This window comes from Streptomyces antnestii (genome assembly GCF_004005495.1).
Lineage (GTDB): Bacteria > Actinomycetota > Actinomycetes > Streptomycetales > Streptomycetaceae > Streptomyces > Streptomyces antnestii.
This window is the reverse complement of sequence record NZ_RZYA01000002.1, coordinates 440,891-455,635: the sequence shown is the minus strand read 5'-3', so window position 1 is coordinate 455,635 and position 14,745 is coordinate 440,891. Positions and strand designations below refer to the sequence as shown.

13 protein-coding genes are annotated in these 14,745 nt (G+C 70.5%); 9 read left to right on the top strand and 4 right to left on the bottom strand.

Features of this window, described 5'->3' with window-relative positions; translation table 11 throughout:
- Positions 1 to 5: 5 nt before the first annotated feature.
- Positions 6 to 656, bottom strand: a complete 651-nt coding sequence (locus EOT10_RS06790) for a GntR family transcriptional regulator (protein WP_127827128.1) — start codon at positions 654 to 656, stop codon at positions 6 to 8.
- Positions 657 to 802: 146 nt separating this feature from the next.
- Between EOT10_RS06790 and argH the strand changes: the two genes are divergently transcribed.
- From argH to EOT10_RS06755, 7 genes are all read left to right on the top strand, one after another.
- On the top strand, positions 803 to 2,230 hold the full coding sequence (argH, locus tag EOT10_RS06785; RefSeq protein WP_127827127.1) for an argininosuccinate lyase: 1,428 nt from the start codon (positions 803 to 805) through the stop codon (positions 2,228 to 2,230).
- Between the two features lie 131 nt (positions 2,231 to 2,361).
- Positions 2,362 to 3,288, top strand: coding sequence for an amino acid ABC transporter permease (locus EOT10_RS06780; RefSeq protein WP_223280840.1), 927 nt, complete (start codon positions 2,362 to 2,364; stop codon positions 3,286 to 3,288).
- Positions 3,285 to 4,064 (top strand): amino acid ABC transporter ATP-binding protein, encoded by a 780-nt coding sequence (locus EOT10_RS06775; RefSeq protein ID WP_127827125.1) that lies wholly within the window; start codon positions 3,285 to 3,287, stop codon positions 4,062 to 4,064. The genes EOT10_RS06780 and EOT10_RS06775 overlap by 4 nt, the downstream gene beginning before the upstream one ends.
- A 132-nt stretch (positions 4,065 to 4,196) precedes the next feature.
- The gene (locus EOT10_RS06770; RefSeq protein ID WP_127827124.1) at positions 4,197 to 5,072 is read left to right on the top strand and encodes an ABC transporter substrate-binding protein; all 876 of its coding nucleotides are present in this window, start codon (positions 4,197 to 4,199) and stop codon (positions 5,070 to 5,072) included.
- 75 nt (positions 5,073 to 5,147) lie between these two features.
- Positions 5,148 to 6,032 carry a polysaccharide deacetylase family protein gene (locus EOT10_RS06765; RefSeq protein ID WP_223280839.1) on the top strand — a complete coding sequence of 295 codons (885 nt, stop codon included), beginning with the start codon at positions 5,148 to 5,150 and terminating at the stop codon, positions 6,030 to 6,032.
- Positions 6,025 to 6,933: a polysaccharide deacetylase family protein gene (locus tag EOT10_RS06760; RefSeq protein ID WP_223280838.1), complete on the top strand. Its 909-nt coding sequence runs from the start codon at positions 6,025 to 6,027 to the stop codon at positions 6,931 to 6,933. The genes EOT10_RS06765 and EOT10_RS06760 overlap by 8 nt, the downstream gene beginning before the upstream one ends.
- Positions 6,930 to 8,372, top strand: coding sequence for an MmgE/PrpD family protein (locus tag EOT10_RS06755; RefSeq protein ID WP_127827123.1), 1,443 nt, complete (start codon positions 6,930 to 6,932; stop codon positions 8,370 to 8,372). The genes EOT10_RS06760 and EOT10_RS06755 overlap by 4 nt, the downstream gene beginning before the upstream one ends.
- Here EOT10_RS06755 and EOT10_RS06750 read toward each other — a convergent pair.
- Positions 8,331 to 8,930, bottom strand: coding sequence for a DUF998 domain-containing protein (locus EOT10_RS06750; RefSeq protein WP_127827122.1), 600 nt, complete (start codon positions 8,928 to 8,930; stop codon positions 8,331 to 8,333). The genes EOT10_RS06755 and EOT10_RS06750 overlap by 42 nt on opposite strands.
- Positions 8,931 to 9,139: 209 nt before the next feature.
- Between EOT10_RS06750 and helR the strand changes: the two genes are divergently transcribed.
- On the top strand, positions 9,140 to 11,317 hold the full coding sequence (gene helR / locus EOT10_RS06745) for an RNA polymerase recycling motor ATPase HelR (protein WP_127827121.1): 2,178 nt from the start codon (positions 9,140 to 9,142) through the stop codon (positions 11,315 to 11,317).
- Between the two features lie 134 nt (positions 11,318 to 11,451).
- Positions 11,452 to 11,985 carry a DUF4232 domain-containing protein gene (locus EOT10_RS06740; RefSeq protein WP_127827120.1) on the top strand — a complete coding sequence of 178 codons (534 nt, stop codon included), beginning with the start codon at positions 11,452 to 11,454 and terminating at the stop codon, positions 11,983 to 11,985.
- 126 nt (positions 11,986 to 12,111) lie between these two features.
- Here EOT10_RS06740 and EOT10_RS06735 read toward each other — a convergent pair whose 3' ends face one another.
- Positions 12,112 to 13,935, bottom strand: a complete 1,824-nt coding sequence (locus EOT10_RS06735; protein WP_127827119.1) for a glycoside hydrolase family 15 protein — start codon at positions 13,933 to 13,935, stop codon at positions 12,112 to 12,114.
- Positions 13,936 to 14,102: 167 nt separating this feature from the next.
- Positions 14,103 to 14,678: an NADPH-dependent FMN reductase gene (locus EOT10_RS06730; RefSeq protein WP_127827118.1), complete on the bottom strand. Its 576-nt coding sequence runs from the start codon at positions 14,676 to 14,678 to the stop codon at positions 14,103 to 14,105.
- Between the last annotated feature and the right edge of the window lie 67 nt (positions 14,679 to 14,745).

Genomic DNA, 14,745 nt, shown 5'->3' with positions numbered 1-14,745 from the left:
GGCCTTCAGTCCGGCGACGCGGGCACGAAGGCCTTGGCGTTGGAGATGTGCTGGTCGAGGAGCTGGACCGCCTCGTCGACCTTGGCCTTTCTGATCATCTCGCCGATCTTCCGGTGCGCCTGGAGCATCTCGGGCAGGTCGTCGCTGGTCTGGTCCACCGAGGAGATGGCGAGCTGGAGTTCGGCCAGCAGGGATCCGGCGACCTCGGTCAGGCGCGGGCTGCCGAGCAGTCCGACGATGGCCACGTGGAACCGCATGTGGGTCCGCGCGATCTCGACCGGCCCACCGCCCCTGACGGCGGCCTCGTACTCCTCGAGCCTGGTGTTCAGAGTCGTCAGATCCCGCCGGCTCGCGCTGACGACCGCGCGGACGCCGGAGAGTTCGAGGATGCGCCGGGCGCGGAAGATGTCCTCGACGTCGTCCTCGGTGAGCTGACGTACCAGCACACCTTTGTTGGGCACCCTGACGAGCAGCTTCTCGCCGATGAGCAGCTGCATCGCCTCGCGGACCGTACTCCGTGACACGTTGAGGCTCTCCACGAGAGTCCCTTCACGCAGCGCGGCACCGGGCTTCAGGCGCCCGGTGAACAGTTGCTCCCTCAGCGCGGACGCCACCTGCTCCACCACGCTGGAGCGATCGAGGTTGATCGGTTCCATGCAGGCAATCTAACGCACGATCGTCCGAATGTCGGACGATGTATTGACTCCCAGGACCTCACATCCACAACATTGTCCGACGATCAGACGCGTGTCGAGTGTCCGGTGCCGAATTCGGCTCCGGACGCGCAAACGAAGGGTGTTCTGTGACGAGTACGACGACCAAGCTGTGGGGCGGCCGCTTCCGCGAGGCCTCCGATCCGGCGCTGGCCAAACTCTCCCGTTCGGAGCCCGGGTACTTCGACATGGCCCCGTACGACCTCGCCGGATCCCGGGCTCACGCCCGCGAACTCCTGCGGGCGGGAATCCTCGACGAAGCCGAACTCACCACGGTGCTCACGGGCATGGACCAGCTCGACACCGACTACCGCGCCGGCACGGTCGCCCCGTCACCCGACGACGAGGACGTCCACACGTTCCTGGAGCGCGTCCTCACGCAGCGCCTCGGCCCGCTGGGCGGCAAACTGAGGGCGGGCCGCTCCCGCAACGACCAGGCCGCGAACGATCTTCGCCTCTATCTGCGCGACCAGTCCCGCGCTGTCGTCCTCGCCGCCGTCGGTCTCATCGAGGCGCTCCTCGCGCAGGCCGCCGAGCACACGGACACACCCGCACCGGGCTTCACCCATCTGCAGCCGGCGCAGCCGATCACCTTCGGGCACCAACTCCTCGCACACGCCCACGCCTTGGACCGGGACGCGGATCGCTTCCGGGACTGGGACCGGCGCGCGGCACAGTCCCCGCTCGGCGCCGCCGCGCTGGCCGGGTCCGCGGTAGCCCGGCGACCGGAGCTCGCGGCCGAGGAGTTGGGCTACGACCGGGTGTGCCGCAACTCGATCGACGCGGTCGCCTCCCGCGACCACGTCGCCGAGTTCGCCTTCGCCGCCTCGATGCTCGCTGTCGACATCTCCCGGCTCGCCGAGGAGGTGTGCCTGTGGGCGTCGCGCCAGTTCCGCTGGGTCGCCCTCGACGACCGGTTCGCCACCGGGTCGTCGATCATGCCGCAGAAGAAGAACCCGGACATCGCCGAGCTCGCCCGCGGTAAGGCCGGCCGGCTGCTGGGCAACCTCACCGGCCTGATGGGCGCGCTCAAGGGACTTCCGCTCGCCTACAACCGTGACCTCGCCGAGGACAAGCGCGCGGCGATGGACAGCGTCGACACCCTGCTGACCGTGCTGCCCGCCATGGCCGGCCTGATGCGCACGCTCACGGTGAACACCGCCGAAATGCGCGCGCAGGCCACCGCCGGTTTCACCCTGGCCACCGAGATGGCCGACTGGCTCGCCCTGCGCGGGGTGCCGTTCCAGGACGCGCACGAGATCACCGGCTCGGTGGTGCGGCGCTGCGAGGACCTCGGCATCGACCTCCCGGATCTCAGCGACGACGACCTCGCCGCCGTCGACCCGCGCCTCACACCCGAGGTCCGCTCGGTCCTGACGGTGGAGGCAGCGCTCGCGGCGCGCTCCGGCCGCGGCGGGACCTCACCCGCACGCGTCGCCGAACAGATCGACGAGTTCACGGAGCGGATCGTCGCCCACCGCGACTGGGTCGCCGCGTACGCGGGCCCGCGCGTCTGACGCCCCGGCGCCCGCTCCCTCCCCTCCCGGCCGACCGCTTCATCTCCCCGCGTCTCCCGGCGTCTCCCCGCATCTCCCCTCGTCCCCGTCCCCCGGTCCACCCCCAGGACCGCGCCATGAGGAGCCCCCCGATGCCCAGCACATCCGTCACGAAGACCGCGAGCAGCACCGATCCGCCGTGTGCCACCGAGGAGTTGCTGACCGCGCCGCGCAAACATCCCGGCCGCTGGGCGGGCGCCGTCGCAGTGCTGCTGGTCGCCGTCTTCCTCGTCAACGCCTTCGCCGGCGCGGCGATCGACTGGGGCGTCGTACGCCACTACCTCGGCGCGGGATTCCTCCTCCAGGGCCTGGGGATGACGATCCTCCTCACAGTGGTGGCCATGCTCCTTGGCGTGGTCCTCGGTGTGCTGATCGCCGTGATGCGCCTGTCGAAGAACCCGGTCACCAGCGGGATCGCCTGGTTCTACGTCTGGGTCTTCCGGGGCACCCCGGTCTATCTCCAGCTGCTGATGTGGTTCAACCTCGCGCTGATCTTCCCGATGGTGTCCATCCCCGGCGTCTACAGCGCCCGCACCGTCGAGGTCATGACGCCGTTCGTCGCCGCCGCCCTCGGCCTCGGCATCAACCAGGGCGCGTACACCTCGGAGGTCGTACGCGCGGGCATCCTCTCCGTCGACGAGGGGCAGGTGGAGGCCGCGTACGCGATCGGTATGGGCCGCATCAAGACGATGTACCGGGTCGTCCTCCCGCAGGCCATGCGCGTCATCGTGCCTCCGATCGGCAACGAGACCATCGGCATGCTCAAGACCACGTCGCTGGCGTCGGCGGTCGGCGTGACGGAGATCCTGCTGGAGGCCCAGCACGCGTACTACGTCAACAACCGCATCATGGAACTGCTGATCGTCTGCGCCGTGTGGTACCTGGCCGCCGTCTCGGTTCTGAGCGTGGCGCAGTTCTACGTCGAGCGGCACTTCGCCAAGGGTTCCTCCCGCCCGCTGCCCCCCACTCCCCTGCAGCGGCTGCGCGCGGCCGCCGGACGAAAGCCCGTGCTGCGATGACCACTTCGACCACTCCGTCCCCCCTCGTGCGCGCCGAGGCGGTCCACAAGTACTTCGGCGACCACCATGTCCTCAAGGGCGTGGACCTGGACATCGCGCCCGGTGAAGTGCTGTGTCTGCTCGGGCCTTCGGGTTCGGGGAAGAGCACGTTCCTGCGCTGCATCAACCACCTGGAGACGATCCACTCGGGTCAGATCTGGCTCGGCGACGAGACCATCGGCTACCGCCTGCAGGGCACCAGGCTCGTCGAGCGGCCCGAGCGGGAGATCATCCGTCAGCGCCGGTCCATGGGCATGGTCTTCCAGCGGTTCAACCTGTTCCCGCACCGCACCGCCCTGGAGAACGTCATCGAGGGCCCCGTACAGGTCAAGGGCGAGAACTCCAGGTCGGCCAAGGAGCGCGGCACCCTGCTCCTGGAGCGGGTGGGTCTCGGCGACAAGCTCCATGCCTATCCCCGGCAGCTGTCCGGTGGCCAGCAGCAGCGGGTGGCCATCGCGCGGGCCCTGGCGATGGAGCCGGAGCTGATGCTCTTCGACGAACCCACCTCGGCGCTCGACCCCGAGCTCGTCGGCGAGGTCCTCACGGTGATGAAGGACCTGGCGGCAACCGGTCTCACCATGATCGTCGTCACGCACGAGATCGGCTTCGCCCGCGAGGTGGCCGACCGCGTCGCCTTCATGGACGGCGGCCGGATCGTCGAGACCGGGACTCCCGCCGAGGTCCTCGACGCCCCTCGGCACGACCGCACGAAGGCGTTCCTGTCCCGGGTCCTCTAGTCCCGGGTCCTCTCGTCCCGGGTCCTCTCGTCCCTGTCCTGCTGCGCATCCGGTTCACACCGGTGAGCGAAGCCCGCACCGCACTCAGCGCCACAGTCCCTCATCTCCGCTCGTCCCCCTTGGAGTTGCGCCGTGTCCCGATTCGTCCGTGCCATCAAGCCCCTGCCCGTGCTCGCGGTGGGCACGATCCTGCTCGCCTCCGCCTGCGGCGGTAACAGCGCCGCGAACAGCGACGCCGCCGCGAAGAGCGGACTGCCCGCCGCCGTCGCCCAGTCCGGCACCCTTCGCGTGGGCATGTCTCCCGACTTCCCGCCGATGGAGTACCTCGACGAGAAGACCAAGGGTGTCACCGGCGTCGACGTCCAGCTGGCCCACGCGCTCGGGAAGCAGCTGGGTGTGAAGGTCCAGATCGTCCAGCAGTCCTTCGACCAGCTTCTCAACTCCGTCCAGACCGGCCGCGTCGACCTCGTCATGTCGGGCCTCTCGGACACCCCCGAGCGTCAGAAGACGGTCGACTTCATCGACTACTTCGGTTCCCAGGGCCGTTTCTACACCCGCCAGATGGACGCCACGAAGTACAAGGAAGCCGGCGACGCCTGCGGCAAGACGCTCGCCGTGAGCAAGAAGACCGACTACTACGAGCAGGCCCAGGACTTCAGCAGGAAGAACTGTTCCGGCGCCGGCAAGCGGGCGATCACCCTGCTGCCGACCGACTCCGGCTCCGCGGCCCGCCTCCAGCTCGAACAGGGCCGCGTGGACATCGCCCTGCAGGGCGCGGAGAACCTCACGTACTTCGAGAAGAAGGACCCGGCCAAGTTCGAGCCCGTTCTGGCACCGCTGCCGTCCACGCCCTTCGGGATAGTCCTGAAGAAGGGCGACACCAAGATGTCCGGCGCGGTCCTGAAGGCCATGAACGCCCTGGTCAAGGACGGTACCTACGGCCGCATCCTGACTGACGCGGGCATGAAGTACGCCCTCGTCGCCCCGGCTCTGAACGGCTCCAAGTAGCAAGCGCCGCCCGCGCGGTGGAGTCCCGGCCTCCGGGGCCCCACCGCGCCCCTCCCTCCTCCCCTAGGACCACGTGTGAGCACCACCGAGCCCGGCACACCCGGGTACTGGCCGACCGGTCACCGCAGCGCGGTCGCGCTCGCCTTCGACCTCGACGGACCCACCGGCGACGCCATGCTGGACGGCTCCATCTGGCACAAGCCCAGCTACTTCGCCCTCGGCGCCTACGGCCCCCACCGTGCGCTGCCCCGCATCCTGGACCTGCTCGACGAGGCCGGCGTGAGCGCGACGTTCTTCACCCCCGCCTGGGTCGTGGAGATCTGGCCCGACGCCTGCCGCGCCGTGATCGAACGCGGTCACGAGATGGCCCACCACGGCTACCGGCACGAACGGTACTGGGATCTGGAGCCCGACCAGCAGGCCGAGGTCGTCGAACGCAGCCAGCGGATCTTCCACGATGTGCTCGGCGCCCCGGCGGTCGGCTTCCGCACCCCCTCGGGCGACTGGCACCCAGACACACCCCGGCTGCTCGTCGAGGCGGGTTTCACCTACTCCAGCTCGATGCGCGGCGACGACCGGCCGTATCTGCACGAGGTCGACGGCGCGCTCACCCCGCTGGTCGAGATACCCGGGCGCTGGGACCTCGACGACTACGCGTCCCTCGCCTACACCCGCAATCCCGACTACCCGGCCGGCCAGGACCGTATCGCCAGTTACGAGCTGACGCTCGACAACTGGATACGCGAGTTCGACGGCTCACACGCCGAAGGGCTGTGCATGACCACCCTGTTCCATCCGAAGGTGTGCGGAAAGCCCGGACGGCTGCTCCTGCTCGAACGCTTTCTCGCCCACATGCGCTCCAGCGGTGAGGTCTGGTTCGCCACCTGCCGTGAGGTGGCCGCATGGTGGTCGCGTACGGAGGCGCCCGTGAACCCGCAGCGGGGTGATCAGCGTGTCTGAGCCGAGTGCGGCACAGGGCCGCTGGCCCGGCGGGGCCCGTTGCGCGGTCGCCGTCACGGTCGACTTCGACGCGGAACTCCCCCTTCTCGCCTCGTCCCCCGACATCGCACGCCGCGAGAAGACGCTCTCCGTGGGCCGCTACGGCGCCACCCGTGGCGTGCACCGGCTGTTGGCGGCCTTCGGTGAACTGGACGTGCGCACCACGTGGTTCGTGCCAGGACGCCAGGCCGAGCTCCGCCCCGCACTGGTCCATGACATCGCACAGGCCGGCCACGAGATCGCCCACCACGGCCACGCGCACGAGAACTTCGACCTCCTTGACCTGGCCGGCCAGCGCGCCGTCGTCGAGCGTGGCAGCGCGGCCCTCGCAGAGGTGACCGGCCGGCACCCCAGGGGATTCCGCATCCCGGACGGGGACTGGGCACCCGAACTGCCGGAGGTTCTGGGAGAGTTGGGGTTCACATGGTCGTCGTCCCTGCGCGGTGACGACCTCCCCCACCTGCATCCCGCAACAGCGGGCTCAGCGCGACGCCTTGTCGAGGTCCCGGTCCATTTCGAGCTGGAGGACCACCCCTACTTCTTCTTCAACCTGGACCCGGCCTTCCCGTCCGGACAGTCGCGTATCGCCTCCTACCGCGAGGTCCTGGGCAACTGGACGACCGAGTTCACCGCCTACCACCGGTTCGGGCTCTGCTATGTCCTGCGCCTCCAGCCCGAGGTCACCGGCACTCCCGGGCGCATCTCCCTGGTGCGCGAACTGCTCGCCCACATCCGTGGCCACGACGACGTGTGGCTCGCGACCGTGGGCGAGATCGCCGACTGGTGGGCAGCCACCCATGACAGCAACGAACCCGACCACCCCGCCGAGGTGTTCGCCCGTCTCACCCGGGTGGGCACATGACGGCCGCGGACCACCGGGACGGGGCCGCCGACGCCCTCGGCGCCCTCGCTCGCTTCACCGTCCGTACCCGGATCGATGACCTGCCCGCGCCTGTCGTCACCAAGGCCAAGCACCATCTCCTGGACACTCTCGGGGCCGCGCTGGCCGGCACGGACAGCGCGGAAACCTCAGCCCTGTGTGCCGCCCTCACGGCCACGGAACCTACGGGCGAAGCCGCCGTCTGGGGAACGTGCCTCACCCTCACACCGCGCAGTGCGGCGCTGGTCAACGGCGTGTCTGCGCACGCATTCGAACTCGACGACTCGGGAGGCTGCGACCACTCGGGAGCCGTCGTCGTGCCCGCGGCCCTCGCCGCACTCCAGGCCACCGACCGCGTCGTCTCCGGAGCGCGACTCCTCACCGCGGTCGTCCTCGGTTACGACGTGGCCCGCCGCGTCCTCGAAGCGCTCGGCGGATACACACCCCACAATCAGGCGGGGTGGCACTCCACCGGAACCTGTGGGCCCTTCGGCGCCGCGGCGGCCGCCGCCCATGTCCTGGGCCTTGACGCACCACGGACCGCCCACGCCCTCGCCCTGTCGGCCAGTTCCAGCGGTGGCGTGTGGGCCTTCGTCCACGACGGGGCGATGAGCAAGCGACTGCACGCGGGACGCGCCGCGGAATCCGGGCTCACGGCCGCGCTGCTGGCCGCGCACGGCGTCACCGGCCCGGCCCACGTCTTCGAAGACGTATGGGGCGGTTTCCTGCGCACCCTCGCGCCCGCACACCAGGCACCGGACGCGCTCACCGCAGGTCTCGGCCGACGGTGGCGGATCTCCCGCTGCTCGATCAAGCCGTACGCCTCATGCCGCAGCACCCACTCCGCCGTCGACGCGGTCGGCGCGGTCCTCGACGCTCACGGCCTCGGCCGTGACGACGTCACCGGTGTCCACGTACGCCTCAGCACTTTCGTCCACGGTATGTGCGGCGGAACCGAGGTGGACTCCCTGCCTGCCGCGCAGTTGAGTCTTCCGTACGCGATCGCAGCACGCATCGCCCTGGGCCGGGCCGACCTCACCGCCTACGACCTGGACAACCGGCGCTCTCCACACGTGCGTTCCGTCCTGGACCGGATCGTGCTGGACGTCGACACGGCGATGCACTCGGACGCCGAGCCGGTCATCACGCTCACCACTCGCGCGGGAACAGTCCATACGCGACAGGTCGCCGACCCTCTCGGGTCAGCGACCAATCCCCTGGACGCGCACGCCGTCGCCGCCAAGTTCCACGGACTCGCCGGACGGGTCATGGCTCCGCGCCAGGCCGGGTCCGTCGCCGACGCCGTCGAGGGGCTCGACACGATGCGTGACGCGCGCGAGCTCGTACGACACCTGAGCGGCGCGCGGCCGCCCGGGCTGTCAGGTCGACGCGCTGTCGTCGACGCGATGCAGGAGACATGACGCCACGACCACGAACGGCCATACGGACTGCAGGACGGTGACGAGGCGTTCGGCGATGCCCGCGGCGCCGTGACTCTGTGTTTCGACCAGGTACCAGACCGCGGCCGCGCACATGCAGGCCGTCGCCGTGACGGAGGGGACGAGGCGGAGTCCCCACGGTTTGGTTCCGTCGCGGGCGGCGGCCAGGATGGGCCACACGGTCAGGAGGGCGAAGCCGACCGCGGTGACCGAGCCGTGGCGGTAGGAGCCTCCGCTGCTCGGCGCCGGGAAGAGGGTCACGACCAGTGCGGCCACCCCGCCCGCGCCGAGGGCGAGGCGTCCCGCGAGCGCCGCCGTACGCAGCCCCAAGGCGGTCAGCAGATGGCACGTGCCGAGGGCGAGCAGCGCTCCGGTCATCCACCAGAATCCGGCGGAGCCATAGGCCGCGAGGACGCTGATCGTCTGCGTGACGGGGTTGTACGCGGGCCCCTCCAGTCTGGCCGCCATCGTCCAGCCGCCGATCAGCAGGACGGGCGCGCACCCCGACGTGAACAGGGCCCATTTCGGAACATGCCGCATCAATCCACGATAAAACGCCACCCATCGCTCCGCCGTGTACACGCAGGCGAGGGAGAGGAGGGAGGGAGGGAGGGAGGGAGGAGAGGGGCAGGAGGAGAACCCACTCCTTGCCACTTTCAACTTATAGCGCAGTGGGGGGCTTGCGGCAAGGCCCCCACTGTGCTGCAGAATCCCTGACCTTAAGGCCGGGACCTGCAGAAACAGGAGACATGGAACCCCTCACCACCAGCGCGTTCGCCCTCCCCACGAACCTCTCCCCCAAGGCCGACCCGACCCTGATCGCCGACGACGAGCGGCATTTCGCGGCCATCGCGCACAGCCTCCGGCAGTCGATCGACGAGCTGTCCGACCGTCTCGACGCCGAGCGGCGGGCCCCCGGCGGGATCGGCCGGGAGGCGATGGACCGGGACCTGGAGATCCACCGCCTGACCGGTCGCCTGCGTACCTTGCGGCGCTTCGGCCTGGACCTCTGCCTCGGACGCGTCGTTGGCGCGGACGGCTCCGAGCCGCTGTACGTCGGGCGGCTCGGGCTCACCGACAACGAGGGGCGCCGGCTGCTGATCGACTGGCGCTCCCCCGCGGCCGAGCCGTTCTTCGCGGCGACCCACGCCAACCCGATGGGTCTCGCGAGCCGCCGCAGATACCGCTGGACGGGCGGCAGGATCAGCGACTACTGGGACGAGGTGTTCACCGCCGACGGGTTCGAACGGCACGCCGCGCTCGACGACCAGTCCGCCTTCATCGCCAGCCTGGGCACCAACCGCTCCGAACGGATGCGGGACGTGCTCTCCACCATCCAGGCCGACCAGGACGCCATCATCCGGGCCGGTTCCCGCGGCGCTCTCGTCGTCGACGGCGGTCCCGGTACGGGCAAGACGGTCGTCGCCCTGCACCGCTCCGCCTACCTCCTCTACTCGGACCCGCGCCTCAGCCACAACAGGGGTGGTGTCCTGTTCGTCGGCCCGCACGAGCCGTATCTGGCCTACGTCGCCGATGTCCTCCCCAGCCTCGGTGAGGAGGGGGTCCAGATCTGCACGCTGCGGGACCTCGTCGCCGAGGGCTCCGGAGCGCCGGCCGAGGCCGATCCGGAGGTGGCGCGTCTGAAGTCGTCCGCGAACATGGTGCAGGCGATCGAGAAGGCCGTCTCCATCTACGAAGAGCCGCCCACCGAAGCCATGACCGTCACGACGGCCTGGTCCGACGTCCGGGTGAGCGCCGCCGACTGGGCCGAGGCGTTCCGCGCTCCGGGCCCGGGCACCCCGCACAACGAGGCGCGCGAGCAGATCTGGGAGGAGCTGGCGTCGATCCTCATGGACAAGCAGGGGATGGACGAGGACGAGGACGGCATCTCGCCCGAGCGGTTCCTGCGGTCGCTGCGCCAGGACAGGGAACTGGTCACGGCCCTCCATCGCGCGTGGCCGCTCCTCGAAGCGACCGACCTCGTCGGCGATCTGTGGACGGTGCCCGCCTATCTGCGGCTGTGCGCTCCCTGGCTGAGCCGCGACGACGTCCGGACGCTACAGCGTGCGGACGCCCGGGCGTGGACGGTGTCCGACCTGCCGCTGCTTGACGCGGCGCGGCAGCGGCTCGGCGACCCGGAGACGGCACGTCGTCAGCGCCGCCACGACGCGGCGGTCGCCGCCGAGCGCGAACGCATGGCCGGCGTCATCGACGAGATCCTGTCGGCCGCCGACTTCTCCTCGGCCGGCGACGACAGCGAGGGCGCGGTGCGGATGCTGCGCGGCAAGGACCTCCAGGACACGCTGATCGACGAGAGCGCCCTGCCCACCGTCGAACCGGACCGCCTCGCGGGCCCGTTCGCCCACGTGGTCGTGGACGAGGCGCAGGAACTGACCGACGCGGAGTGGCAGATGCTGCTGTTCCGCTGCCCGTCCCGCAGCTTCACGATCGTCGGGGACCGCGCCCAGGCACGGCACGGGTTCACCGAGTCGTGGGAGGAACGGCTCGAGCGGGTGGGCCTCGACCGGATCGACGTGGCCTCCCTGAGCATCAACTACCGCACGCCGGAAGAGGTCATGACGGAGGCCGAGCCGGTCATCCGGGCCGTGCTCCCGGACGCCAACGTCCCGACCTCCGTCCGCAGCAGCGGTGTCCCCGTCGTCCATGGTTCCCTCTCGGACCTGGACGCCGTCCTGGAAACCTGGCTCGCCGGGCACGCCGAAGGAATCGCGTGCGTCATCGGCGATCCGACGTTCCGGTCGACGCCCCGCGTCCGGTCGCTCACCCCCGAGCTGTCGAAGGGGCTTGAGTTCGACCTGGTCGTCCTCGTCGACCCGGCCACGTTCGGCGACGGCATCGAGGGAGCGGTCGACCATTACGTCGCGATGACGCGGGCGACCCAGCAACTGGTGGTCCTCACGAGCTGATCCACGGTCACGCGCCCGCGCCCGACCGCGTCGGCCGCCGCGGCCGCCGCGGCCGGTACAACCATTCGGCGCGCTCGCGGGTCACCGTTCACAGCCGACACCATGTCGGAATACGGCGACGGAGGCGTGTTGCCATGTTCCTTCCTTCCAGAATCCCTCTTCTCGGCAAACTCGCGGCCATCGGGGCCCTCGTGGCCCTGGCCACCGGCGGCGTCGCGGCCGGTGCCACGTCCGGGACCGCCCGGACACAGGCCGCGAGCAGCGTCCGTACGTGCACCGTCCACGACCTGTACGGGTCGATGGGCGCCAAGGGCACGGGGGCCGGCCAGCTGTACTGGCCCGTCGAGTTCACCAACACCAGCACCACCGCCTGCTCGCTGCGCGGCTATCCGGGTGTGAGCGTCCTGAACACCGCCCACCAGCAGATCGGCGGGGCCGCGGGACGCTCGGGGCAGACGTACAGCACGGTCACGATCCAGCCGGCCCGTACGGTCGGTGCGGTCCTCCACACCACGAACGGTCCCGTCGGCGGTCCCTGCCGGACCACGGGCACGTACGTGCGGGTCTATCCGCCGGCCTCGTACGACGCCCTTCTCATCCCGGCGCCGTTCCGCGTCTGCTCGAACGTCTTCACGGTCGCTCCGGTCACCGCGCCGACCCCGTCCTGAACATTGCGCCGTTTCGCCGTCTCGCCCCTCGGCCGAGGCTTCCATCGCGCCCTCGGCATATGCCACACTCACCGAACACGTCGGCGCCGCTTCCCCCCGTAGCGGCGCCGACGTCTGTGTCCGGGCTCAGCGCCCGTCGGCCTTGTCGAGTTCCTCGTCGAGGGCCAGCGCGGCGGTGATCAGGGCGAGGTGGGTGAAGGCCTGGGGGAAGTTGCCGAGCTGCTCGCCCGTCGGGCCGATCTCCTCGGCGAAGAGGCCCACGTGGTTGGCGTAGGTGAGCATCTTGTCCATCGCGTAGCGGGCCTGTTCGAGGCGGCCCGCCCTGGCCAGCGCGTACACGTAGAGGAAGCTGCACAGCGAGAACGTGCCCTCGCTGCCGCGCAGGCCGTCGGGGGATGCCTGGGGGTTGTAGCGGTAGACGAGGCTGTCGGTGACCAGTTCGCGGTCCATGGCGTCGAGCGTGTCCAGCCACTGCGAGGCCTTGGGTGAGACGAAGCCGACCAGCGGCATCAGCAGGAGCGACGCGTCGAGGACGTCGCCGTCGTAGTGCTGGACGAACGCCTTGCGGTCCGGGTTCCAGCCGCGTGCCATGACCTGGTGGAGGATGGCGTCGCGTTCTGCCGTCCAGCGGGCCAGGTCGGCGGGCCGCGCGTACTCGGTGGCGAGGCGGATCCCTCGATCGAGGGCGACCCAGCACATGAGCCGGCTGTACGTGAAGTCCTTGCGCCCGCCCCGGGTCTCCCAGATGCCCTCGTCGGGGCGGTCCCAGGTGCCGGCGAGCCAGTCGAGCAGCGCGGCGAACGCCTTCCACCCCTCGTAGCCCGCGACCTCGGCCAGGTCCGGTGAGTGCGTCATCGCGTAGGCGAACTCGCCGTAGATGTCGAGCTGCAGCTGGCCCGCGGCGCCGTTCCCGGCCCGTACGGGGTACGAGTCCCGGTAGCCGCTGAGGTGTTCCAGGATCTCCTCGGCCAGCTCGGGGTCGCCGTCGATCCTGTACATGATCTGCATCGGTTCCGCTCCGGCCGGGCGGGGCGCGCGCAGGCGGGCGCCGAGCCACTTCCGGAACGCGTCGGCCTCGTCGACGTAGCCGAGATCGAGCAGGACCCTCATCGAGAGGGAGGCGTCGCGGATCCACGTGTAGCGGTAGTCCCAGTTGCGCTCGCCACCGACCTGTTCGGGCAGGCCCATGGTGGCGGCGGCGACCGGGGCTCCGGACGGCGCGTAGGTGAGCAGTTTGAGGGTGATCGCCGAGCGGTTCACCATCTGCTGCCAGCGGCCCCGGTAGCGGCAGCGGCGGATCCAGTCGTGCCAGAAGAGGCGGGTCGCGTGGAACTCCGCCTGGAGTTGCGTCTCATCGACCGGCCCCGGCCCCGCGGCTCCCTGGGCGCGGGTGTCGAGCACGACGCCCGCGAGCTGTCCCGCCCCGAGGGTCACGGTGGCGCGCACGTCGTCTCCGTCCTCGTCCAGCGGGAAGGTGCTCCGCAGGTGGACGTCGAGGCCGGGGCCGTGGAAGGCGGCGCCGCGCCCGTCCAGGACCAGGGTGTGCGGGGCGCGGCCGTAGTCGAAGCGGGGCCTGCATTCGAGGCGGAAGGTGACCGTTCCCCGGACCACGCGCAGTGCGCGCACCAGCCGGTGCCGGTCGCTCGGCACGTCGGGGTGCGGGTCGACGGGCATGAAGTCGACGACCTCGCCGACGCCGTCCGGGGTCAGGAACCTGGTGATGAGGACGGCCGTGTCGGCCAGGTAGATCTGGTGCACGGTCACGTCGTCCGTGTCCGGCGCGATGGTGAAGTGGCCGCCGCGCTCGTGGTCGAGGAGGGCGGCGAAGATGCTCGGCGAGTCGAAGCGGGGCACGCAGAACCAGTCGACGGCGCCGGTGCCGGAGACGAGCGCGGCGGTCTGGAGGTCGCCGATCAGCCCGTGGTCGGCGATCGGCGGGTAGCCGCCCATGCGGGGCCTCGTCTCTCTTGCCGGGCGGGTGCGCGCGTTCGCGGCACTCGTCCCCTCCCACGCAACCCTCCCGGATGCCGGTCGTCCACGCGGATGGGCCGACCGGGTCACTCCGTACGACGGTGTCCCGGCACAGACATCGACGAGATCGAGGAGGAGGCCGCGAGTTACGTGGCCCGCAGTTCCTGCGGCGCTTCCTGAAGCTCCGCATGGTGCGCCGCCAACAGGTCCAGCACGTCGGCCAGTCGGGCGCGGACGGCCGGGTCGGTGATCAGGCCGTCCGCGTCGAGCGCCCCCCGGTCCACCGGGATTCTCGCGCAGGCCGGTTCCACGACGGCTGCGCCGGTGTAGCCGAGGACGGTGCGGAGCGTGGCGGCGGCGCCGTCGCCCCGTCCGGGGCCCGCCGCGTTGATCCAGGCCACCGGTTTGTCGCAGATCTCGGTGCCGCCGACCGTCCAGTCCAGCAGGTTCTTGAACGAGCCCGGCAGGGTGCCCGCGTACTCCGGGGCGCAGATCAGGATTCCGGTCGCCGCGTCGATCGCCTCCCGCAGCCGGGCCACGGGGGCGGGGAGCGGGTCGGTGTCGTGGTCGGGGTTGAAGTGCGGGAGCCCGGCGAGGCCGTCGTACAGGACGGTGCGCAGCCGCCCGGGGGCCGCGGCCTGCGCCGTGCGCAGTACCGCTTCGTTGGTGGAGCCGTCCCGCAGGCTCCCCGACAGCAACAAGATGACCGGCGTCGTCGACATCCGGCCAGCCTATAGACGGGTGTCGGACGTGTGCGGTACCGGGCGCACCTCCGCTCCCGCTCCGCAC